The organism is Streptomyces tubbatahanensis, from assembly GCF_022699385.1.
GTDB lineage: Bacteria > Actinomycetota > Actinomycetes > Streptomycetales > Streptomycetaceae > Streptomyces > Streptomyces diacarni.
The window spans coordinates 7,680,214-7,702,443 of sequence record NZ_CP093846.1 but is presented as its reverse complement, the minus strand read 5'-3'; the positions used below and the strand labels follow the sequence as shown (position 1 = coordinate 7,702,443).

The 22,230-nt window shown below is 72.5% G+C and carries 19 protein-coding genes; 13 read left to right on the top strand and 6 right to left on the bottom strand.

Features of this window, described 5'->3' with window-relative positions; translation table 11 throughout:
• Positions 1-565: 565 nt before the first annotated feature.
• The 9 genes from MMF93_RS33045 (at position 566) to MMF93_RS33010 (ending at position 14,430) form a co-directional block, all read left to right on the top strand.
• Complete coding sequence (locus MMF93_RS33045) at positions 566-2,938, top strand: hypothetical protein (RefSeq protein ID WP_242757070.1); 2,373 nt, start codon at positions 566-568, stop codon at positions 2,936-2,938.
• Entirely contained in the window at positions 2,935-4,941 is a 2,007-nt protein-coding gene (locus MMF93_RS33040; RefSeq protein WP_242757068.1) for a TOMM precursor leader peptide-binding protein, read from the top strand. Before MMF93_RS33045 ends, MMF93_RS33040 begins: the two co-directional genes overlap by 4 nt.
• Positions 4,942-4,974: 33 nt before the next feature.
• Positions 4,975-6,756, top strand: a complete 1,782-nt coding sequence (locus MMF93_RS33035) for a SagB family peptide dehydrogenase (RefSeq protein WP_242757066.1) — start codon at positions 4,975-4,977, stop codon at positions 6,754-6,756.
• Positions 6,753-9,614: a lantibiotic dehydratase gene (locus MMF93_RS33030; RefSeq protein ID WP_242757064.1), complete on the top strand. Its 2,862-nt coding sequence runs from the start codon at positions 6,753-6,755 to the stop codon at positions 9,612-9,614. Before MMF93_RS33035 ends, MMF93_RS33030 begins: the two co-directional genes overlap by 4 nt.
• Positions 9,611-10,774 (top strand): lantibiotic dehydratase C-terminal domain-containing protein, encoded by a 1,164-nt coding sequence (locus MMF93_RS33025; RefSeq protein ID WP_242757062.1) that lies wholly within the window; start codon positions 9,611-9,613, stop codon positions 10,772-10,774. The genes MMF93_RS33030 and MMF93_RS33025 overlap by 4 nt, the downstream gene beginning before the upstream one ends.
• A gap of 144 nt (positions 10,775-10,918) precedes the next feature.
• Positions 10,919-11,044, top strand: a complete 126-nt coding sequence (locus MMF93_RS33465; RefSeq protein WP_274709526.1) for a hypothetical protein — start codon at positions 10,919-10,921, stop codon at positions 11,042-11,044.
• 631 nt (positions 11,045-11,675) lie between these two features.
• Positions 11,676-12,419, top strand: coding sequence for a hypothetical protein (locus MMF93_RS33020; protein ID WP_242757060.1), 744 nt, complete (start codon positions 11,676-11,678; stop codon positions 12,417-12,419).
• Between the two features lie 23 nt (positions 12,420-12,442).
• The gene (locus MMF93_RS33015) at positions 12,443-13,690 is read left to right on the top strand and encodes a sensor histidine kinase (protein WP_242757058.1); all 1,248 of its coding nucleotides are present in this window, start codon (positions 12,443-12,445) and stop codon (positions 13,688-13,690) included.
• On the top strand, positions 13,687-14,430 hold the full coding sequence (locus MMF93_RS33010; protein WP_242757056.1) for a response regulator: 744 nt from the start codon (positions 13,687-13,689) through the stop codon (positions 14,428-14,430). The genes MMF93_RS33015 and MMF93_RS33010 overlap by 4 nt, the downstream gene beginning before the upstream one ends.
• Before the next feature lie 96 nt (positions 14,431-14,526).
• Here MMF93_RS33010 and MMF93_RS33005 read toward each other — a convergent pair whose 3' ends face one another.
• The gene (locus MMF93_RS33005) at positions 14,527-15,138 is read right to left on the bottom strand and encodes a TetR/AcrR family transcriptional regulator (protein WP_242757054.1); all 612 of its coding nucleotides are present in this window, start codon (positions 15,136-15,138) and stop codon (positions 14,527-14,529) included.
• Between the two features lie 79 nt (positions 15,139-15,217).
• On the opposite strand from MMF93_RS33005, the gene MMF93_RS33000 reads away from it, so the two are divergent.
• Together MMF93_RS33000 and MMF93_RS32995 are read left to right on the top strand one after the other, a co-directional pair.
• Complete coding sequence (locus MMF93_RS33000; RefSeq protein WP_242757052.1) at positions 15,218-15,832, top strand: DUF1453 domain-containing protein; 615 nt, start codon at positions 15,218-15,220, stop codon at positions 15,830-15,832.
• A 249-nt stretch (positions 15,833-16,081) separates the two neighbouring features.
• On the top strand, positions 16,082-16,252 hold the full coding sequence (locus tag MMF93_RS32995) for a hypothetical protein (RefSeq protein WP_242757050.1): 171 nt from the start codon (positions 16,082-16,084) through the stop codon (positions 16,250-16,252).
• Positions 16,253-16,507: 255 nt separating this feature from the next.
• On the opposite strand, the gene MMF93_RS32990 is transcribed toward MMF93_RS32995, so the two are convergent.
• Positions 16,508-16,639 carry a putative transporter small subunit gene (locus MMF93_RS32990; RefSeq protein WP_242757048.1) on the bottom strand — a complete coding sequence of 44 codons (132 nt, stop codon included), beginning with the start codon at positions 16,637-16,639 and terminating at the stop codon, positions 16,508-16,510.
• A 17-nt stretch (positions 16,640-16,656) separates the two neighbouring features.
• Positions 16,657-18,405, bottom strand: a complete 1,749-nt coding sequence (locus tag MMF93_RS32985; protein ID WP_242757046.1) for a sodium:solute symporter family protein — start codon at positions 18,403-18,405, stop codon at positions 16,657-16,659.
• A gap of 602 nt (positions 18,406-19,007) precedes the next feature.
• On the opposite strand from MMF93_RS32985, the gene MMF93_RS32980 reads away from it, so the two are divergent.
• Positions 19,008-19,412, top strand: a complete 405-nt coding sequence (locus tag MMF93_RS32980) for a hypothetical protein (protein ID WP_242757044.1) — start codon at positions 19,008-19,010, stop codon at positions 19,410-19,412.
• A 322-nt stretch (positions 19,413-19,734) separates the two neighbouring features.
• Here MMF93_RS32980 and MMF93_RS32975 read toward each other — a convergent pair whose 3' ends face one another.
• The gene (locus tag MMF93_RS32975) at positions 19,735-20,460 is read right to left on the bottom strand and encodes an SDR family NAD(P)-dependent oxidoreductase (protein WP_242757042.1); all 726 of its coding nucleotides are present in this window, start codon (positions 20,458-20,460) and stop codon (positions 19,735-19,737) included.
• 150 nt (positions 20,461-20,610) lie between these two features.
• Between MMF93_RS32975 and MMF93_RS32970 the strand changes: the two genes are divergently transcribed.
• Entirely contained in the window at positions 20,611-21,249 is a 639-nt protein-coding gene (locus MMF93_RS32970; protein WP_242757040.1) for a TetR/AcrR family transcriptional regulator, read from the top strand.
• Positions 21,250-21,330: 81 nt separating this feature from the next.
• Here the strand turns inward: MMF93_RS32970 and MMF93_RS32965 are convergent, their stop codons facing one another.
• Positions 21,331-21,570 (bottom strand): helix-turn-helix domain-containing protein, encoded by a 240-nt coding sequence (locus MMF93_RS32965; RefSeq protein WP_242757038.1) that lies wholly within the window; start codon positions 21,568-21,570, stop codon positions 21,331-21,333.
• Complete coding sequence (locus MMF93_RS32960) at positions 21,570-22,154, bottom strand: DUF2975 domain-containing protein (RefSeq protein ID WP_242757036.1); 585 nt, start codon at positions 22,152-22,154, stop codon at positions 21,570-21,572. The genes MMF93_RS32965 and MMF93_RS32960 overlap by 1 nt, the downstream gene beginning before the upstream one ends.
• Positions 22,155-22,230: the final 76 nt, after the last annotated feature.

The window sequence follows — 22,230 nt, the reverse complement described above, 5'->3', positions numbered from 1 at the left end:
GGTGGGTCGCCACGCAGGTGGTGCGGCACGGACCGGCCACCCGCGACTGCGGCGGCAGCGTGCGCCACACGCAATGCCGTACGGACCGCATCGACTGCTCCGTTCAGGTGAGCTTGCCGACGGGCGAGCGCCTCCCTCCAGCGACTGGACGCACGAGGTCTCGGGCTGCGGGCCTGGGTGGGCCGGGGACCATGCCGAGGAGCAGGCCCCCGCCTCCCCGAGGAAACGGGTGGCGCCCTCGGAGCACTCGCGCCCGCCGTCTCGCTGTACCTGCTGTGGCACCCGCGCTGTGATCACGCATGACCGCGGGCAGCCACCACGATCGGGGCCGCCGCGGCCAGTGGCGCAGCGGCTGCGGCTGCGGCTGCGGCTGCGGCTGCGGCTGCGGCTGCGGTAAGGACATCCGGGCCGTGCACTCGCCTGGTCTCCCGGGTACGGGTTTTCGATCTCCGCTGACACCGTGCCCGGGGACCGGGTACCGTCCCTGATCACTCTTCCGTTCGACCACGCACGCACTGGCCCGCGAGAAGGGCGGGTGCGGGCAACAGGACACCGGAGCCGCCAGGTGGACGCCCTCCACGACATACGCCCCAGGCTGCGGGCGGACGCGCTGTTCACGGCGACCGACCATGGAGTGCTCCTCCAGTATCCCGAGGGTCAGTTCGTACTCAAGGGGCGTACCGCCTACTCGTGGATGTGCCGTCTGGCGCCGCACCTGACCGGGGCGCACACGGTCGCCGAACTGTGTGACGGCCTGCCCAAGGAGCGTGCGGACGCCGTCGTCGGAATCGTGCGGACACTGCTCGAGCGCGGCGTCGTGCACGATCTGCGTCCCCCGGAGCCGGCTGGAGGTGACGGGGGCGGGCCGCCGGCCGAGAAGGTTGTGGCCCGCTTCGGCGACCAACTCGCCTACCTCGACCACCAGCTCGGCGGTCCGGCAGCCGCCGCCTTCGCCCGCTTCCGCGACACCCGGGTGCTGATCGCGGGCCACGGCGAGGCCGCCGAGAGCTGCGCTGCGACCCTGCTGCGCAACGGGTTGCGCAGCGTCACGCTCACCGGAGGCCCCGAGCTGTCGGCGCGGCTGAGGCCGGAACTGGAGGAGCTGCACGCCGCCGGGTGCGAGGCCCAGGTCGAGCTGTGTCCGGCCCGGGAGGGCGGCGAGGGGGCGAACGACGCCAACCGGGACGCGGACGTGGTCGTGGCGTGCGGTGTGGGACACGGACAGCTCTTCGACCGCAACCGCGCGGCACTCGGCGGCGGCCCCGCTCTGCTGCCGCTGACCGTGCTGGACGGCACAGCGGTGATCGGACCGCTGGTGTCCGGCGCCGGTCACTACGAGGCGGCGGGCGACCTGGAGCGGGCCACGGGCTGCTGGCAGTGCGCCGTGCTGCGGCTCGCCGCCGGCCTGGAACCGGCGGCCGCCGCGGCGTTCCTGCGGGCCGCGTACACGGGACGCTCCGCGGAGGGGCCCGACGCGCAGCTCGGGCGCATGCTCGGTACGACGCTCGCCTTCGACGTCTTCCGGTACCGCACCGGGGCCCTGCCCGCGGAGAGCGCGGGCTCCCTCCTCCTCCAGGACTGCGCGACCTTGGAGACCTCCCGGCAGACCCTGCTCGCCCATCCCGACTGCGAGGCGTGCGGCGAGCCGCCCGTCCCCCGGCGCGGCGGCAGCAACTCCGTGGGACCGCACCCTCCGGGGGAATCACGCGCCGGGGAGGAGAAGGTGCTGTTCGGTACGTACGCGGGGGTGTTCCGGCGGTACGCCGACGACACCCTTGCGCAGTCCCCGCTGCGCGCCGCCGCCGTGGAGGTGGCCACGCCCGGCCCGTCCGCCATCCCGGCGCGGGCCGTCACCGCGTTCGCTCTCGGCGCCCAGACCGACGCGCGGGCGGCGGCCCGTACCTCGGCCGCGCTGGTGTACGAGTCGCTGCTGCACGCGCACGGCATGCCGCGGAGCGCCGCACCGTATCTCGCGGACTCCTCCTGCGTGTCCGTCCCCGGCCACGAACTGAGCACGTGGAGCGGGACGGGCACGTGGGGCGGGACGGGCACGTGGAGCGGCACGGGCACGTGGGGCGGGACGGGCACCTGGAGCGGCACGGCTCAGCCGGGCGGACCGGACGGCGGCACTGGGCAGACTCCGTGGCTGCGCGCGTGGACATGGGAGCCCGCCGCCGGGAAGGCCTGGACCGCGTCCGGGCGGATCGTCGCCGTGCCGGCCGCGGCGGTGCACCCCGGCGGTGCCCTCAACCGCGATCGCCACTTCGAGCCGGGCGGCGCCGGCGCGGGAGCGGGCTCCACCGTCGAGGCCGCCGCGCGGGCGGGGCTGCTGTCGGCCCTCGCCTACGAGGGCGTCGTGGCGGCGCTGCGTGGTAGGGACGCCGCGCGCATACTGCCGGTTGGCACCGCAACGGACGGCGACGTGGGCTTTCTGCTCCGTTCGCTCGCGCACCTGGGCCAGCCGGTCACCCTCCTGGAACTCCCCGGCGCCGCTCCCGCGCACGCCGTGGTCGCACTCGCCAGCGCCCGGCCTACCGCCACCGGCCCGCTCCCTGCCGGCACCGCCCCAGCGTCGGGCCACCGCGCCGCTCAGGCGCTGGGCTACGGCGCCACCCGCGCAGAGGCCGTCGTGCGCGCCCTGCGCGACCTGCTCGGCACGCTGCAACTGGCCTGCGAGGGGCGAGAGGCGGACCTCGGCGATCCCCTGGTGCCCGGGTTCGACGCGGAAGCCCTGCGGACACCGGCCGCACAAGCCGCATCGCCGGCCTCCCGGCCGGGCCCCGACGAGACCCCGACGTCCTGGCAGGAGCCCATGTGGCCGCGTGCCGTGCCGGGCCGGGACGTGCTCGTCGCGGTGACGACACCGCCGGACCTGCGCGCGGGCGGTGTGGAGACCGTGCGGGTGCTGCTGCGCGAAGCCCCGAAGGCGCCGGAGTGAGGGCTTCGGCCGGGGCTCCGCCGGAGTGCGACCGACTGCGCGTCGAGGAGGAGGTGGCGCTTCGGCTGCGCAGGGCGGACCTCGGCGTCCGGCCCTGGGCCGTGCACGTACGGCTGTTGGGCGTGTCCGATGCCTTCGGCGCCCCCGACGATCCCCCCGGCCCCGTTCCCGGGACCACCCTCGTCCCAGTGCACCTGCACGGCAGGTATGCGCTCGTCGGCCCCCTCGGTCCGGTGCGGCCGGCTCCGGGACGCCCCTGTTTCCGCTGCGTGGCCACCCGTTGGCAGGCGCTGCGCCCCGCCGTGGAACGCGACGCCGTCGAGCGCGGCCCCCGGGCTCCCCTCCACGCGGCCGCCCCGAACCCGTATCTGACCTCCTTCGCGCTCGACATGCTCGCCCACCTGGCCGCGTCCGCGCTCACCACCGGACACCGAGAGCCGTCCGGCACCGGCGCCGACGCCGGTGCCGGCACTGTGCACCGGCTCGCACTGGACACCCTCGGGGTGGAGCGGGCCCGGTTGCTGGCCGACCCCGCCTGCCCCTGGTGCGGGGGGCGCGAGGCCGCTGCCCCGGATCCCGCGCGAAGCGCCGCCGTCCTGCTGAGACCCGGCCTCCTGCCGCCGCCCGGCTCCTCCCGGTTGCTCAGCCCCGCGCAGGCGGTACCGGAGTGGGCTGCCGACGCGCTCGCCAACCCGGTGTGCGGGGCTCTGGGGACCGGTGTGCGGCCGGATCGCGAAGCCACCAACACGGCCCCGGCGAGCGGCAGGTTCGCGGTACGCGGCGGGGGCCGCCTCCTCGACGTGCACTGGAGCGGACACGCCGACACCTACCGGGACAGCAGCGCCCTCGCTCTGTGCGAGGGGCTGGAGCGGCTGGCGGGACTGCGCGAGGGCGGCAGCGCACCGGTCCGCGCCGCCCGGTCCCGGCTGCGGCACCCTTCGGTGGATCCGCGGGCGTGCGGCCTGCCTCCGGCGGCCTTCTTCGAGGGCGCGTCCGCGCAGTTCGTCCCGTACGACGAGGAACTCGTCCTGCCGTGGGTGTGGGGTTGGTCGCTGCGGGACGAGCGGCCGGTGCTGGTGCCCGAGCAGATGGTCCGCTACCGGCTGGCCGGTCCCGGTCCGTACTTCGCGGTCGAGACCTCCAGCGGGTGTGCGGGCGGCTCCTGCCTGGAGGAGGCGGTGCTGCACGGGCTGTTGGAGGTGGTGGAGCGGGACGCCTTCCTGGCGGCGTGGCTCGGGCGTGCGAGGCTGCCCGCGATCGCGGTGGAGAGCTGCCGCTCCCGCCCGCTCCGCTTCCTCGCCGAGCGGATGCGGCGCGGCGGCTACCTGCTCAGGATCCTCGACAACCGGATCGACCTGCCGGTGCCCGTCGTGACCGCGGTCGCGATCCGCGAGGACGGCGGGCCGGGCGCGCTGTGCCTGTCCAGCGCCGCCGCGCTCGAACCCGAGCGGGCGGCCGAGTCGGCGGCGCGTGAGGTCGCCAGCCACCTGTCGGGCTTCGCCGAGCGCACCGTCGCCGACCAGGACAGGCTGCGCACCATGGCGCGGGACTTCGGCCTGGTGCGCGAACTCACCGACCACGCCGCGCTCTACGGACTCCCCGAGATGACGCGGCACGCCGCGTTCCTCCTCGACTCCACCGACCGGCCACGGCACTGGACCGAGGTCTTCCAGGACGGCAGGCACGACGCGGGGCGCGCGGACGACGACGGTGGTGCGCCGCCCGCCATCGATCTGTCCGCCGCCGTGCGCCACTGCCGGGACCTGCTCGCGGCCCGCGGCTTCGACACGATCGTTCTCGACCAAACGGGGCCCGAACAGCAGGCGGCCGGCACACGCGTCGTGCGGGTCCTGGTGCCCGGGCTGCTGCCGATCGACTTCGGCGCACGGCGGCATCGGGCGCCCGGCATGGTGCGAGCCCGCACCGCGCTGCGGAGCGCCGGGCTGCACGACCACGACCTGACCGCGGCGGAGCTCAACCCGGCTCCGCACCCGTTCATGTGAGGGAGGAGAGGGGATGCAGAGGGGTGACGAGGGATGAACGGGGGTGAAGGGGAAATGGTGCCCGGCGGCCCAGAGCCCGGTACGACCGTGGACGGTGCGGGGATCGTCACCCGCTATCTGGACGCGGTGCTGCGGCGGGCCTCGGTCCCGATGGAGGCCGAGCCGTTCGAGCCGGACTGGCAGGACAGGCCCCGAAGCCACAAGGTCTACCGCGGAGCACCCGGATTCCCGCTGCCCGAGCAGGCGCCACAGCCTCCGCTGGAGCTGGGAGAGGTCCTCCTGAACCGGCGGCCAGGACGCCGTCAGGGCCGGGAGGCGGTCTTCACCGTGCCGCTCCTCGCGGGCATGCTCCGGCACTCCTACGGCTGGCTCTCCCGTCGTCTCCAGGTCGACCCCAACCCCGGTCGGCGCGGCCAGACGGCCTACACGCACGCCGAGTGGGCGCGTGGCAGCGCGGCCGGCGGCGGTCTGTACCCGTGCGAGCTGTACTGGGTGTGCGGCCGGGACGGCGGCCCGCTGCCGGGCGTCTACCACTACGCACAGCCCACCCACTCCCTCAGCCGCGTCGCCACCGCCGACCTCTCTGCCCACGTGCGCGCCGCGTTGGGCTCCGGCGCGGGCGCGGGGGAGCACTTTCTCCTGGTCACCAGCCGGTTGTGGCAGAACGCCTTCAAGTACGGGGAGTTCAGCTACCACTGCGTCACCATGGACCTCGGCTGTCTGCTGCGCACCTGGCAGACCTGGGCGGCCGCCTGCGGCATCGAACTGAAGCCGCGCCTGTGCTTCGACGAACCGCGGCTTGACCGGCTGCTGGGCCTGGACCCGGCCACCGAGAGCGTCCTGGCCGTGGTGCCGCTGCCCTGGCCGCACGCTGCCGACGGCGTGCCCGAGGAGACCGCCGCCGACGGCCCGGGCCCGTGCCCGGCGCCCCCGGGGTCCTCGCCCGTCACGCCCCCGGGGCCTTCGCCCGTCACGGCAGCGGTGGCCGAACGGTCCCGTACCGTCAGGCGGTTCCCCGCGGCCGAAACGGCCCATCTCGCGGCGGTGTACGACACGCGGCCGTTCCCGGCGCCCGAGGCACTGGCCGAGGCGGCACGGGTGACTCTCGCCCGGGGCGGACCCGGGACAGGCGGCACGTCCGGCCCGCCGGCCGCCGCCACCGTCCCGTTGCCCGAGCCCACCTCCCTCACCAGCGGCGTCGCGGAGGCGCTCGCCGCGCGGCGCAGCAGCTTCGGCCGGTTCTGCGCGCACCGCCCGCTCGCCGCCGAGGACCTGTCGGCGATGCTGAGCGCGGCAGCGGCCGGAGCGCGGGTGGAGACCGGCCAGGTTCCGCTGACCCGGCTGGCGGTCTTCGTGCAGCACGTGGCGGGCGTACCGGCCGGCCCCTACCTGTACGAGCCTGCCGCCCACGCCCTCGTCCCGCTGCCCGGACCTGCGCCGCACCCGTTCTTGCAGCGGGTCTACACGCTCACCAACTACAACCTCGAACAGGCCGCCGTCGCCCTGTTCGTGCTGGCCCGCCCGCACGCTGTCGTCACCGCGGCGGGACCGCGCGGCTACCGGCTGTTCAACGCCGAGGCGGGCGCCGTCGCGCAGGCCGTCTACCTCGCCGCGGCCGCGCTCGGCACCGGCTGCGGTGCGGCGCTCGGCTTCGACTACGAGGCCGTACAGGCGGCTCTCGCACCCGCCGTAGGCGCCGGCACCTGGCCGCTGCTGCTCCTGATGGCAGGGCACGAGCGGCCCGGCAGGGCCCGATTCGACGCGTCCGTCATCCCTCGCGCCCCCAGCCCCCGTACGGACGGGACGGACCTGTGACGACCGACGCTGTGACGACCGGCCACCCCTCCCCCGCTTCCTTCGCGCTCGCCCCCGACTTCGTCCTCCGCGTCGCCGGGCTGCCCCTCTCGGCCCTCGACCCCCTGCGCGCCCGGGACACCACGGCGTGGGTGCGGCGCGCGCTCGCGCTGGAGGACGAGGCGGCGGCGCTGGCGCCCGAGGCGGAGGACGCCCTCGCCACGGCCGTAGCCCGGGCCGGCCAGGCAGCCGTCAGGCGCGGCCTGCTCGCGCTGCGCCGCGACATCCACAACACCCGCACCCCCGCACCCCGAACGGAGCGGATCGCCGGTCCCGTACCGCCGCCCGTCACCCGGTGGCTGTCCGTGCGCCGCCGCTACGACGACGCGCTCGCCGCGGCCGAACGGACCCTGGCCACCGACCTCGCCGCGGCCCGCTCCTGGCTGCGCACCCTCGCCCGTGGGCCCGTCCTCCGCGCCGGTCTCCAAGCGGCCTCCCCCTCCCTCGACGCCGCTCTGCCCGGATATCTGGCGGCCGAGGCCGCCGCTGCTTCCCCGGACAAGCGGCGCAGGAAGGCGGAGCGCGCGCTGGTCTCCTACGTCTACCGGGCGGCCCTCAAGACCAGCCCCTTCAGCACCTTCACCTCACTCGCCCACGGCCGCTTCGACGAGTCGGAGGAGCCCCTGCGGCTCAGCCTGCCGGCGGGAGAGGAAGGCGTGCGGCCGCTGCTGCGGGCCCGGCCCAACCTCACCGCCGTCCATGAGATCACCGTCGCGGCACTCGGCGATCCGGCCACGCGTGCCGCGCTGCCCTTCCGCGCGGTGGGCGGGCGGCGCAGGGCCGACGGGCGGCTCCACTACACGCGCCGCCGCTACCGCGAGGCCGGCCCGGGCGTCGCCCTGGCCGCCCCGGGGATCCTGCGCGAGGAGCCGTTCCAACTCCCGGTTGGCCCGGTGCTGGAGGAAGCGCTGGGACTCCTCGACGCCGCTCCCGGCGACGGCCTCACTCTCCCTGAGCTTGCCGGGACCCTGCACCGGGCCGACCCCGACCGCAGGCCCCGCGACCAGCTCTTCCGCTACCTGGACAAGCTGGTCGAGTGTGGCCTGCTGGTCACCCCGGCACTCGCCCTCGACGTCCACGATCCGGACCCGGTGGCGGCGCTGGCCTCCCGACTGCGCGACTTGCCAGGACGCACCCGCGACCTGGAAGGACCGGCCCCCGGCCCGGAACGGCCGCCCGGTGCACCGGCCCTGCTCGCCGACGACCTCGGCCGTCTCGTGACCCTCACCCACGCACACCCCCTGGAACCGCCCGAGGAACGGTCCCGCCGCACGGCAGCGCTCCGCGCCGCGACCGCCGAAGCACAGCGCAGGCTGGGCCGTGCGGAGCCCGTCGTGCCCCGCACGGCCGTCTACGAAGACGCTGCCCTCGCCGGGTCGGGGGCCGCCGGACGCGCCGCGTGGGAGGACGGACCGCTGCCCGCGCTGCGGCGGTTCGCCCGGCTGCTTCCGGCGTTCGATCTGCTGCTCGGCGACCGGTTGACGGCCCGCGCACACTTCCGGTCCCGCCACGGCCCCGGCGGAACCTGCCACGACGTGCCGGGCTTCGCACACGACCTGTACCGGACGTGCGGCCACCTGCTCTCGGACCTCCGCACACCGCTGGGCACGCTCGCGGCGGACGGCGCCTACCAGCCGCGCGCCAATCCGTTCGCGGACCCGGGCATCGCGGCGCTGAGCGCGGCCCACGAGGAGTTCGCCCGCACCGTGCGTACCGCCCTCGAGACACGGTCGCCCGACGCGCCCGAAATCGTCCTGCCCGTCGACGCGCTGGAGCGGGCGGCGGCACTGCTGCCGCCCGAGTACGGCACCCTGCCGCGAAGCTACGCGTGCTACCTCCAGTGGGTCAGGACCGCCTCGCCCGAGCGAGCACCGCGCGCGGTGCTCAACTGGGCACACACCGGCCTCGGGCAGCCACTCGCCCGCTTCGCCCGCTCCTTCACGCCCCGGCCGCAGACCGAGCACGCGGTGACCGAGGCATTGCGCGCACGGCACGAGGGGTTGTTGCCGCCCGACGCCGTCTTCGCGGACCTGAGCGGTGGCTACGACACCTCGAACGTCACGCTGCGCCCCGCCCTGGCTCCCTACCGCCTGGTCGGTCCGGCGGACACCGGGCACGGGCCCGCGTCGGCACACCTCCTGGTCGAGGATCTGGTCCTGGTCGACGACGAGGAGAGCGGGGAACTCCAACTGCGCTCGCCGCATCTGGGCAAGCGGGTCGTTCCCCTGTGGCTGGGCGGCCTGGTGCCCATGGCACTTCCGTGCGTCCAGCGCACGCTGCTGACGCTTTCACCCGCGTCCATGCCGATGGCCGCCGACGTGTGGCAGTGTCTGGACCGCGCCACGGTGCCGGCCCGCCGCCCGCGCGTGCGCTGCGGGTCCCTGGTGCTGACGCGCCGCTCCTGGCACTTCGAGCGGGCCGGACTGCCGCACGCACAGCCTCCGGTGGACAGCGCGCACGGGCTCCTGGCCCGGCGGCGCTGGTGGAAGGCGGCCGGGCTGCCGACGCGGGTGATGGCCCGTACGGACACCGACGTCAAACCGCAACCTGTGGACGCCGACAGCCCGCTGTCCCTCGCCCTGCTCGACCACCGGCTGCGCGGCTGCTCCCAGGCGGTCTTCACCGAGCTGCTCCCCGACGTGGACGAGGCGGCCCTGCGCCTGGACGACGGCAGCCACGTCTCGGAAGTGTGCGCCGAACTGGACGCCGCGGCCACCCGCCCGTACGCCACCACCCCGACACCGGCGCCCGCACCCGCACCCGCACCCGCACCCGCACCCGCACCCGCACCCGCACCCGGGAAGGATCTGTTCCGATGACCGAGAACGTGCCGGAGCGGCTCCCCCAGCGCGCCACCGCTCACACTGCCGGGAGCGGCGGCCGGGGCGGCTCTACCGGTCATGAGGCGCCCGTCCGCCAGCACCGGCGTGTCACGCCTTTGAACGTCGACGACCGGTCACCCACCGAACTGGGGCCCGGACAGTGGCTGTCCGTACACGTCTACTACTCCGCCGACCGCGACCCGCTGCTGTCCGGCTGCGTCCGGCCCCTCTTCGCCCGGCTGCGGCGCGAAGGCCTTGCCCGAGGCTGCTACTTCCTGCGGCACTGGCTGGAGGGCGCCCACCTGCGGCTGCGGATACTGCCCGCCGAGCTGGCGGCCGTGCCCGACCTCACCCGCATCGTCGAAGAAGACGTCGGCGCGTACCTGCACCACCACCCCGCGGTCCACGATCCCCGCACCGAACTGAGCGACACGCTCTACCGTGAGCGCTTCCACCTCGAATTCTCCGAGGCCCAGTGGAACGCCCGCTACGGTCCGGACACCACGCGCATGCCGCGCCGCCCCGACAACACACTCGCCTACGTCGACTACGAACCCGAACTGGCACGCTACCGCGGCCCCGAGGGCGTCGCGTTGGCCGAATGGCACGCACAGTACTCCAGCGACCTCGTCCTCGGCGTCCTCGGCCTGCTGGCCTCCGCCGGCACCCGCAGCGGCAGCGCACGACTGGGCACCGCCGCACAGCTCATGACGGCTCTCGCACTGTCGGTGCTCCGGGACACCGACAGTGCGGTCACCTTCTTCGACGACCGCATGGCCGCCTGGCGGACGCTGTTCCACGAGCGCTACAGCAGCTACGACGCCGCCTACCAGCGCATGGCGGGCCCGCTGAGCGCCCGGGTGACGGCGCTGTGCGCGGGCATACTCGACGGACAATCCGAGCGCCTGCCCGGATACGTCCGCCGCTGGGCCGAGCATGGCGACGCTCTGCGGACCCGCATCGACGAGGCCGCCCGGCGCGGTGAGCTGGTCTCCGACACGGGCTGCGGTACACCCCGTCCGGTGGACCCCGACGCGGCGCGGAACGTGCTGCTGGCCCTCTTCACGCACATGCTGTGCAACCGGCTCGGGGTGACCGCGAGCAGCGAGGACTACCTGGCCTCCATGCTGCGCCGCGCCCTGGCCGAACGTGGGTGACGGATACCTGGAGGCACGTGGATGACGGGCACCCGAAGGAAGTATTCAGGCGACCTGACGGCGGCTCTTGACCATGACGAACGCACGTCTCCACAATGGCGGGCATCCGAGTAACTCGTGTGTTGTGAGAGGGAGTTGAGGCACGTGCTCGCTGACGAGCTGGAGACGCTGGAAGCCGAGGTCTTCGAGATCGAGGAGATCGAGGAGCCGCCGCAGGTGATCGCGAGCTGCACCACCACGGGCTCACACTGCCACGACACGATCCTCTGACCACCTTGCGGTCGTAACACGGTCGCCGCGGGGTTCACCCGCCTGCTCAGGGTGTGAACCCCGCGGCGACTTTCTGCGTGCGCAAGCCGTGGCGACTGTCTGAGCGCGGCCCGACCGGCGCCTGCCCCCCTCGCCGGGAGGACTCAGCGCTTGGGGGTGCGGGCGAAGTCGCGATGCCGGGAGCACACCGTGACGGGCGCGGATGTCCACCGGCCCCGGTGCGCCCGGAGCGGCGGCGGACCGTACGGCGACTGCCAGGCGGGGCGCTCGCCCCGGGCCGGACCCCGCGCGTGGCCGAGGCCGCTCGAGCGGCCTCCCATGGGGACGCGCTCACGGCGTGCGGTGGAGCGGAACTGTCCGCTCGTCCGCAAGACGACGGCCCACGTGGAGGCCGGTGACGCATCCCAGGGGCCTTCGTCTCCCGGACCGACGCGGGCACCGGGTCCGGCAGTTGGAGGAGCCCCGTCGAAGTGGGGCAGGGTCCGGCCCGTGGAGCCGGAAGCACAGGGCGGCGAGCGCCCCCAGAAGCGCGCGATACCGAGGGTGAGCCACGGGTAGGACCACGGTCCGAGGCGGAAGTGTGGCCCCTGCTCCGACGACGCGGTGGGTGCGGCCGCAGCATCGTAGCGCCATGCCTACCACTGTCTTGCCGGCCCCGCCGAACACCGCGTCCCGCTCCGTCTTCCCGGGACGCTGGGTGGGCAGCGCATCCCTCGTCGTCGGCCCCCCGCTGGTGCTCGCGGGTGTGCTCCTGCGGGCGCGCTTCGACTTCTTCTTCCCCGCCCAGCTGAGCGCGTACGAGCATCATCCAGCCCTCATGACGACCTCCTACAGCCTGGTGGCGGCGGGCTGGGTGCTGCTCTGGCCGGGCGTCGCGCTCCTCGCCGCCGACATCGGCGCGCGCCACCGCGAACTGGCCGTGTGGGGCGGCGCCTTCGCCGCGCTGGGCCTGTTCGCCCGGGCGTTCCACGCCGGTGTGGACCACGCGCACTTCCAACTGGTGACCTCTCAGGGCGCGGTGTCGGCGACGCGGTCGGTGGGCGAGGCCTATGGCGCGTTCCACGTCTTCAGCACATTGAACGCCGCCCTCATGGGCGGCTGGGTCCTGCTGGCCTTCGGCGCCTACCGCGCGCGGGTGCTGGGACCCGTGCGTGCGACCGCCCTGGCGCTGGCATCGGCGATGCCACTGGGGGTGCTGAAGGGAACCACCATCTGGTCGGTCGCGGCCGCTGTGGGCCTGTGCGTCGCGCTTCTTCCGCTGGGCGTCACCGCGTGGCGCACCGGTCCGGCCCCGCGCCCTGCCACGGTCGTGGGCAGACTCGTGCTGGTCGGCGCCGTGGGCGCGGCGATGTTCCTCTTCGGGCAGGCCGGATGAGTGCGCGTCGGTATGGTCATGCCATGGACACAATGCCGCAGCCTCTGCGGACCAGATCCCACCTGTTGTTGCTCGACGCCGCCACGGCCGGTGTCGCGGTGGCCGCGTACGTCGCGCTGGCCGGGCAGGGCGCGTCCGACGGGCTGCCTCGGTTCTCCGGCCCGCCGTGGGTGGGCTGGCTGGTGGCCGCGTGCGTGGGAGCGCCGCTGGCCGTACGGCGGCTGTGGGCCCTGCCTGTCCTGGCGGTGGTGCTGGGTGCCACGGCAGCGGCGACGCTTCTCGACATCACCCGCGATCCTTACGTTTCCACGGCCCTGACGCTCTACACGGCGGCGCTCGTCCAGCCGGCCCGCTGGGCTGCCGGGGGGCTGGTCCTGACTCTGTCCGTCTCCTCGGCTGCGGTCCTGGCCGGAGAAGCCGTGCTGACCCCGTCAGGGCCGTGGTCGGATGCCGTCGGGACCACGGCACTCGTCTGGCTGGTGCTGGGGGCCGCCTGGGCCGCGGGCCGCGTCGTGCGGGAGCGGCGGGCCCGGGCGGCACGGCGGCAGCGGCGCCTGGCCGAAGAGGCGCTGGTTGAGGAACGACTGCGCATCGCCCGTGAGGTGCACGACGTCGTCTCGCACAGCCTCAGTGTGATCGTCGTCAAGGCGGCGGTCGCCAACCATGTGGCGCGGGCCCGCCCCGAGGAAACCCGCGACGCCGTCCGCGCCATCGAGCGGACCGGCCGGGAGGCGCTGACCGAGATGCGGCGCGCCCTGGGGATGCTGCGCGGCGACGACGCCGGGAAGCACGCGCCAGGTGAGGACCTTGCCGGGACGGCACCCGCGCCCGGCCTGGACGACCTGCCCTGTCTCGTTCAGCGGGCGCAGGAGGCGGGGGTCCGGACCGGACTGCGTACCCGGCTGGCGGCCGACCTCCCCGCGGGGTTGGCCCTGACCGTCTACCGGATCGTGCAGGAAGCGCTGACCAACGTGGTCAAGCACTCCGGCGGCGGAACGCGCTGCGAGGTCACCCTCACCGGGGACTCCCGCGAAGGCGTGCGCGTCGAGGTGGTGGACGACGGAGCCGGGAACGCCGTCATGCCCGGCCGGGCGGGCCTTCGGGGCGGCCACGGACTCCTGGGGATGCGGGAACGCGTGATGATGTACGGGGGCACGCTGGAGGCCGGACCACAGCCCGGCGGCGGGTTCGCCGTGTCGGCTCGGCTGCCGGCCGAACCCGCGCACGGCACCCAGCCCGCCCCACCGAGCCGAACGGAGACCACCGCGTGACCGACCCGATCCGGGTACTCGTCGCCGACGACCAGCCACTGCTCAGGGGCAGCTTCCGGGTCCTCGTCGACACCGCCCCGGGGCTGACAGCTGTCGGCGAGGCCGGCAGCGGCGCGGAAGCCGTCGAGAGCGCGTACCGCCTGCGCCCTGACGTGGTGCTCATGGACATCCGGATGCCCGGTATGGACGGCATCGAGGCGACACAACGGATAGCACACGCGCCAGAGACGGCGGACACGCGCGTTCTCATCCTGACCACGTTCGACCTCGACGAGTACGTCTACGGTGCGTTGCGGGCCGGAGCCGCGGGGTTCCTCCTCAAGGACACCTCTCCCGACGTCCTGCTCGCGGGCATCCGCACGGTCGCCGCCGGGGAGTCGCTCCTCGCCCCGTCGGTGACCCGGCGTCTGATCGCCGAGTTCGCACGACTCCCCCGCGCACACCCGGTATCCGGCTCCTCGCTGGAGTGCCTGACGAAGCGCGAGCGAGAGGTTCTGCTTCTGGTGGCCCGAGGCCTGTCCAACACCGACATCGCCGAGTACCTCCGCCTCAGCCACGGCACCGTCAAAACCCACATCGGCCGCCTCCTGAGCAAGCTGCGCGCACGTGACCGCGCTCAACTGGTGATCAGCGCCTACGAGTCGGGGCTCGTGTCCGCGGCCCTCACTCCCGAGCGCCGCGTCCAGCCCGAGAGTGGCGAGCCTGGGAGCGGCGAGCCCGGGAGCGGCGGGCTTCTTTGACGGCTCCCCCGCCGCCCCGAGGAGTCGAGGGGTACGGGGGTGTTCGATGGCAGGGCCCGCTGGACGGGGTGGGGGCCGGTCTCGGCTCTGACCAGGTCAGCAACCACGCTTCCGACGGGCGCACGTGTCCTTCGGGCACAGGTCCTCAAGGTGCCTGAGCACCACTGCCCGGATCGTGGGCGGTCGCAGACGCCCTGGATGGAGCGTGCCGCCCAGGGTGAGGCCGTCGATGAGAGCTGCCAGGCGCTCGGTCTCCACGGGGTCGTCGACGCCGAGGCGTTGCAGTACCAGCCCGGCCACCGTGCGCAGGCCGTCGTGCAGTTCGACGGCGACCTCGCGCAGCGCGGGCTCGGTGCGAGCCGCGATCACGAACTCCAGCCACACCGCGGTCTCATCCGCGCGCGCCGCGTCGAGGGGCAGGAACTCCCCGGCCACTTCCTGTGCGACCTGGAGCGGGTCGTCACTCGGCCGCACCTGATCCCTGCGCCGCAGCAGCCGGGCCTCGACCCGGCGTGCCATCTCGCGGGCCGCGGCCGTCAGCAACTGACCGTGGCTGTCGAAGTAGTGGCGCACCGAACCCAGCGCGAGCCCCGCTTCGGCTGCGACGTTGCGCAGCGACGCCTGGGCCACACCGCTGCGGGCGACCACCCGGAAGACGGCCTCCACCACCTCGCGGCGGCGCTCGGTGGGATCCACGATCTTCGGCACCCGACTTTTATAGCACGCTCGCGCCACGTACGTGCTACGGTGTTTTTGGCATAGGTGAGCTAAATAAGGAGCGCCCATCGTGACCACCGCTCTGCTGATGGCGGCCGGCGTTGTGTACGTCCTCGTCCGCCGCTTCGTGGGCGAGCCCGTCATCGCCAAGGACGTCTTCGTCGTACCCCTCGTCCTCGCCGGTATCGGCGTCCACGACCTGACCACGGTGGGCCACTGGAACGCCGTCGATGTCGTGATACTCGTCCTGGGCGTCGTCGTCGGCCTCGGCTTCGGCGCCTGGCGCGGCACGAGCACCACCCTGGAACCCCGGCACGGCGTCCTGCACCAGCGCTACACCCGGCGCACGCTCGGCATCTGGCTCGTCTCTCTGGCCGCCGGTGGGGCCCTCACCCTGACCGGTCGCATCCTGGGCATGCACGAAGAGACCCGCCCCGTCATGCTCTCCATCGGCCTCGGCATGCTCGGTGAGGCCGTCACCCTGGGCGCCCGCGCTCTCGCCACCGGGCTCCCCTTCGCCCCGTCCCCCGACGGGCGCGGAGCCTCTCCCCAGCCCGCCGGCCCCACCCCGGACGCCGCCGCCCGCCAAGCCTGTGACCGCTCTCCGGCACACTCGCCGACCTTCACCGAGGCCGTACGCCGCCTCCGCGACGACGCCGCCGGTCACCACCGGTGGCGCGGCTGAGGTCCACCGCCCTCTGGTGCCGACCCCCCGTTCCGGGTGACCGGCAACGCCTCGCCTGGTCGCTTCTCCCACAAACTGACCACCTGAGCTTCCGCGGGCCCTCCAACGCAGCACGGGGCTTTCGGACGTGCCCGAAACACCTCGCCGACTCCGCGCCACGCGGACGAGTATGGAGACGTGGACGCACCGGTGACGAAGCGAAGGGAGATTGCCTGCCCGGGAGGAATCGGTGACGGGGCTCGGGCAGCCGTGCTCGCACAAGCCGTCCTCCGGCTCACCACCGCGGCCGCCGCGGCACATCCCCGCGACGGCCACGTCCACACCCACACCACCAGCCCGGACGACAACGGCGGCGCACCGGGTACGGGCACTCTCGCGCCACCGGACGAGATCGGGGGCGGGCCGGGCGGTGGTGTGTGACGTGGGAGCGCACGGGGAGACTCAGGCCGGCGACAGCCGGCGGGACAACGACGGACGTCTGCGCTACGCGGGCCCCTGATCCGCCGACCTGCCTACCCGCCGACGTTCGTGCGCGAGATGCTCGACCCCACGGAGACGGTTCACCTCCGTGGGGTCGAGCAGCGGGATGCCGGTGCTCGACCCCAGCAGCGGCACGGACAACGTGGCACGCCAGGCCGCGGAGTCGCCGGGCGGAACAGCGCGTCCGCGGCGGACTCAGATCATGCGTCGGCCCTTGCGGCGGGCCTCCGCCCACTCGCGGAAGAAGCCGCTGCTGATGACGACCAGCACGACAGCCACGATGGCGGGCCACATCAGGATGTACACGCTCAGTGCGAGCGTACTCATGGTGTCTCCTTCCGTTGTCACTTCGCGCTGCCGGCGGGCTCGCGGCCGCCGTCCGAGTCCCCGGACCGGTGCGGGAGGCCGCTTCCCGGTTCCGCGCCGGCACCGTCCGCTTCGGCGGCCGACGGACCGGCCCCGTCGTCGAAGTCCCCCGTCCGCTCGGCGATGACGGCGAAGTCGAAGCGTTCGTCCCGCCGCGCGGACATGGCCCAGCAGACGAGGGTGGACACCGAGTAGGCGACGAGGGAGCCGCACAGTGTGGCGTACTCGTGCAGGGAGCCGATGGCGAACGGGGCGGACGCCACGACCGCCACCACGCCGACGACCTTGGCGGGTTTGAGGCCGAAGAAGCCGAAAGCCATCAGTCCGAGTACGACACCGATACCGGCGACGGACAGGACATCCACCACGACACCGAAGGCACCGTCGACGGGGATCCAGCTGAAGCGCACCGGCAGGAACACCGCGAGCGCGACGAGTACCGAGGTGGTGAACGCCTTGTTGGTGACCTTTTCCCAGTAGAAGCTGGCCAGGACTGGGAAGACGAGAGCCCCCCACAGCGCGCCGACGAACACCAGCAGGTCGAGGATGCTCAGTTGCAGGCTGGCGAAGGCAACTGCCGCCGCGGTCGCCACCACCATGGTGAGACGCCCGATCAGCAGCATCGTCTTGGGGTTGGCCTTCTCCTTGCCGGTCACGTTCTGGCCGTAGACATCGGTCATCACGATCGACGAGAGAGCCGCGAGGTCGGAGTCCGCCGTGGAGGACAGCGCGCCAATGATCATGATGAAGAAGAGCGCCAGCAGCACGGGCGGCAGGTACGCGGCGGCCATCTCGGGAATGAGGTTGTTCAGATCGCCACCGGTGGGCTCGAACCCCAGATAGAGCGCGAGCACGCCGAGCATACCGACACCGATCACCATGGCGCCGTAGCCGACGGTCGCGGTGATGAACGTCGGCTTGATCAGGCTTTCCTTCACGGCGAAGAGCCGCTGGGCGATGGTCTGGTTCCCGATGGCGTACGCCAGTACCGCGGCGATGTACGGGGCGCCCTGCTGCATGAACGCCTCGCTGGAGAAGAAGTCACCCTGCTGCGCGGTGAGGTGGTGCGCACCACTCTCGAACGCCGCGGGGAAGTCCGCCGCGAAGAAGATGAACGGGACGATCACGGCGACCGCGCCCAGCATCGCGACGACCTGCACGAAGTCGGTCAGCACGGAGGCGCGGAACCCGGACCACAGGGTGTACAGCAAAACGCCGGCGGCGACTGCGAAGACCCCCTGCGTGAAGGTGAAGGGCGAAAGCAGCGAGATCAGCACGCCGCCGGCGATGAAGTTGGACATCAGGCTGATCAGGCTGCCGACGACGTTGGACCCCGCGAGCATCAGCTGACTCGAGCGGCCGTGCCGCGCGAACATGACCTCGGCGAGCGTGTGAGCCCTCGGAGCCACGGCGCGGATGCGCTTCCCGAAGGGGTAGATGAACAGGATCATCAGCGCGCCCCAGAGCCCGTAGTGGATGGGCCCCGAGATGCCGTAGGTGTAGCCCGAGGTCGCTGATGCGTACATCGACGAGGCCCAGATCCATGTTGCCGTCATGCTGGCGGCGGAGATCCCGAAGCCGATGTTGTTGCCGCCGGTCATGTAGCCGTCGGCGTTCTCGTCCTTCTTACCGATGCGTGTCGAGATCAGGAAGGTTCCTCCGTAGAAGAGGACCAACAAGCCCACCACGGCCAAGGCGCCGAACTGTGCTGTCTCCGTTCCGTCCACACGTCACCTCCTTCGAGTCGTGGAGCCCGATCCGGTCCGCGGCGGTCCCCGGCTTCACGCCCGGTGTCTCGCGGACCTCTTGGCGCCTTACGCGGCGCGAAAGCTCCGGTCCGGCAGCCTCGTTCTGTCGCTGCCGAGTGTCAGCTAAAAAGCGGGCTACTTTGAGCGCGCAAACTGCTATGGACCGTAACAGGATCGGGGAGTGCGTCAGCTCGCGAGCAGGCACCGGGAGTCAAGGTAAAGAGACGTCTATTTTGCCTGCTATGCGGGATGGGCCAGTCTTGACGCTACGGGTTTGTCTCATATTGTGCCCCTCCGGCCTGACCCGCCGCGGAAGTTTGTTTGCAGCATCACGTCTGCGATCCACGGGGTTTCGTTACGCAGTAGAGACCAGTGGATGATCTCGATACGTCACAACTCGGCAAAAACGTCCGAAAGGGATCTGTCCTGACTTGGGAGGCCCTGCCGGACCGCTCCACGCCCGACACCTGCCACCGGCTGGGGCGCTGCGCGCCACGGGGGTCACGGCGATCACACCCACCGCATGAGGTTCAATGTCACAGGCCGACTCGGCACGAGGAATTCTCACAACGGGAGAGCACATGAAGAGACTTGGACGCGCGCTGATCGCGGTTCCCGCGGCGGTACTCATCACCGCAGGGACGGCGACCGCGGCAGCCGCCACGACCGGAACCCCCAGTGGCGCGCCTCCGTCGAGCGCCCCGTGCGTGTCGACATCCGGCGCGAAGGCGTGCTTCGTCGCGAACGGAGACGCGGTCTACGTCAAGGACACCAAGGCGAACGGAGACTCCGTCGCGGGAACGCTCAAGTCGCGGCTTCCGGCGAACTGGGGCCGCGAGTGCTTCAACACCCGTGGCGCTGCCGGTGGCTGGGTGAAGTGCAGTTTCGACGTGCCGGAATACCAGTGGGCCGACCTGTGGGCCGCCAACAAGCCCTTCATCGGCAGCCAGTCCTCCACGAAGGTCTACACGAGCCCCATCATCTGAGGACCTCGGCCGACTGGCCGAGGCGTACGGTTCGTCCGGCCCGGCCCGGCCCGGCCCGGCCCGCGGCCGCGGACCCGTCAGGTGATGTCTGACGCAGATGATGCCTGACGGGGTGGCGGTGGGCAGCCGCCCCGCGAGAGCGCGCCGGACCCGCATAGCCGTTCGGTCACGTGCACGCTTGGAGGCGGTGTGCGGACGTGAGAAAGCTCCTGGCAGGCGGGGTGGGCGCACCCACCGCCGTCCTGCCAGGAGCTTGCGCGCGCGCCGACCCCCGCAACCGGCGCACAGCGGCGTCACAACCGGCGTCATTCTGGCCGGAGCGCTACAGGCTCCGGGGCTGGGGGTACAGCTGCTCGATCCGGTCGCGCTTGGTGTACATGTCCCAGTACTGCTCGGCGAGGTCGTCGGGGTCGACGACCGGAAACTCCGCTGTCTCCCCCACTCGGGTACCGGCTTGGGCGATGAGTGCGCTCATCTCGCTTCGGTCGATCGTCGCACCGACCGAAAGGGTTCCGGCGTAGACACCCGCGTCGGCGAGCTCGCCGTGGAGCGAGTAGAGGTAGTTGCGGGCGGCGGCGCCAAGGGGAGCCAACCCGCTGAGACCGGGCATGGGGTGGACCGCCGTGACACCGGTGGTCAGGAGGAAGGCTCCGTCTCCCCGCTCGGTCCACTCGGGCAGTACGGCACGGACGACCTCCACGGGTGTCAGCAAGAACATCGCGAGGCCCTGCTCCAGGACGGCGGCATCCGTCCGGGTGGCCGGGGCGAGACCCTGCTCGGTGCTGAACGGCCCGTACTCGATCACATCGATGCGTCCGAAGCGGTCGCGGATGCTCCCGATCAGCGCCGGCACTGCGTCGGTCCTGGACAGGTCAGCGGTGAATCCGGCCGCTTCCACCCCCTCCCCCGCCAGCTGCTCGACGAGGGCGTCCAGACGCTCACGACGGCGCGCGACCAGGGCGACGCGGAAGCCTTCACGGCCGAAGCGACGGGCCACGGAAGCGCCGAGTCCTGTACCCGCCCCGAAGACAGCGATCACTTTCGACACGAGGAATCCTCCTTGCTCCAGGTATTCTGACCCGGGGGTCAACTTATGCTCCGACGGTAACATGTAGATTGACCAGGGGGTCAACTTCTCTCGTCGGGTGGACTCGGCGAGTGGGACGCCAGGCAGGCCGGAGCCGGAGAGGGAGAGCAGATGCGGGCCGACGCGCAGCGGAACGCGGAGAAGCTACGGTCGGCGGCCGCCGAGCTCTTCCAGGAGCGCGGCCTGCGGGTACCGCTGAAGGAGATCGCACGGCGGGCAGGCGTGAGCCACGGCACGCTATACAACCTTTTCGGCACCCGTGAGGCCCTCATCGACGAGGTGGTGACCGATCGCGCGGCGCGGCACCTGGACGAGATCACCCAGCGGGCTCTGGCCTTCGAGGACGCCTGGGAGGGATTCACCTACTACGTCGAGATGCTCTGCGCGCTCCAGGCCACCGACCCTGCCGTCGCCGACGTGATCAGCGGACGTTACCCGGGCGCGGAGCGCCTCATGACCGTCTGCGACCGCACGATGGACGCCGCACAGCAGATCGTCCGGCGGGCCCATGAGGCCGGCGCCCTCCGTCCCGACTTCACCAACGCGGACCTGGTGTTCGCCTTCGCCGCCAACGCGCTGCTGGCCCGGGCGACCGCCGAGGCGGCCCCGGACGCCTGGCGGCGCCAAGCCGCCTTCCTCCTCGACGGTCTGCGCACCGAGGCGGCCCGCAGTTCCTTGCCCGCGGACCACCTCACTCGAGCGCAGGTCGAGGAGGCTTTGCGGAACCTCGGCGACGACCGCGAGGCGTAGCGGGCCCGAGCGGGTGGGCCGCGCACCGCAGCGCGGTGTGCACCCTGCGCACTCCGCGGGGCAGGTCACCGCTCAGGCCGGTCACCCCTGGGCCGGCTCGGTGGGGTGGTGGGTGATCAAGTCTCCCGGCTGACACTCCAGGACCTCGCAGATCCTGGAGAGGGTGGAGAATCGGATGGCCTTGGCCCGCCCGTTCTTCAGTACGGACAGGTTGACGACGGTGATCCCCACCTGCGCGGACAGCTCGGTCAGTGTCATACCGCGCGCGGCGAGAAGATGGTCGAGGTGAATCCTGATGCCGTGAGGTTCCTCTTCGGCCATCAGATCGTCCCTTCGACGTCCTCCCGCATGCGCACACCCTCACGCATGATCTTCCCCATGATCACCGCTGCGAGCCCGGCGAGGATGAGCACCATGGGTCCGGTGACCGTCGGGCCGGAACCCACGATCGGCGCCATGCTCCCGACGAGCCAGGAGTGCGACCATCCGACGATGAGGCCGGCCAGCGGCGTGCCCACGGTGACGCACCAGCCCAGAACCGAGAGCCGTCGCGCCACCGCCTCGGTGAACGGCCCCTGCAGCCAGACGGCCTTGAGCATACGGGAGAACAGCAGGAGTGCGAGCGCGCCGAACAGCAGCCAGGGCAGTTGGCCCCCGAGGTCGGCAGCGCGCTGCCCCGCGGAAGGGCCCTCCTGGCACATACGCGTGGCGCTGCTGGCCGCCTTCACTGCCGCGTCCTCCGGCAGACGGTCCGCCAGCCTGGCGTTCTGCCAGAAGTCCGTCTCCACGCAGACGTCCCCGTCGTCGAACATGTGCGTGACTCCCGTGCCGAGGAAGGCGAGCCCGCAGAGCACTGCCAGCGCGAAGGCCACCGAGGCCAGGTTCTTGGTGAGTCGGGTGTGCATCACATCTCCCCCTATCGACTTTCGATATGACCACGGTAGAGGACCATATCGATAATCGACAAGCCCGGATCGGCCG

Excerpts from the sequence above, each read along its gene's own strand:
- MMF93_RS32960 (WP_242757036.1), bottom strand. The coding sequence starts at position 22,154 with ATGCACACCCGACTCACCAAGAACCTGGCCTCGGTGGCCTTCGCGCTG.
- MMF93_RS33025 (WP_242757062.1), top strand. The coding sequence starts at position 9,611 with ATGACCGAGAACGTGCCGGAGCGGCTCCCCCAGCGCGCCACCGCTCAC.
- MMF93_RS32970 (WP_242757040.1), top strand. The coding sequence starts at position 20,611 with ATGCGGGCCGACGCGCAGCGGAACGCGGAGAAGCTACGGTCGGCGGCC.
- MMF93_RS33020 (WP_242757060.1), top strand. The coding sequence starts at position 11,676 with ATGCCTACCACTGTCTTGCCGGCCCCGCCGAACACCGCGTCCCGCTCC.
- MMF93_RS32980 (WP_242757044.1), top strand. The coding sequence starts at position 19,008 with ATGAAGAGACTTGGACGCGCGCTGATCGCGGTTCCCGCGGCGGTACTC.
- MMF93_RS33035 (WP_242757066.1), top strand. The coding sequence starts at position 4,975 with ATGAACGGGGGTGAAGGGGAAATGGTGCCCGGCGGCCCAGAGCCCGGT.
- MMF93_RS32965 (WP_242757038.1), bottom strand. The coding sequence starts at position 21,570 with ATGGCCGAAGAGGAACCTCACGGCATCAGGATTCACCTCGACCATCTT.
- MMF93_RS32990 (WP_242757048.1), bottom strand. The coding sequence starts at position 16,639 with ATGAGTACGCTCGCACTGAGCGTGTACATCCTGATGTGGCCCGCCATC.
- MMF93_RS33015 (WP_242757058.1), top strand. The coding sequence starts at position 12,443 with ATGGACACAATGCCGCAGCCTCTGCGGACCAGATCCCACCTGTTGTTG.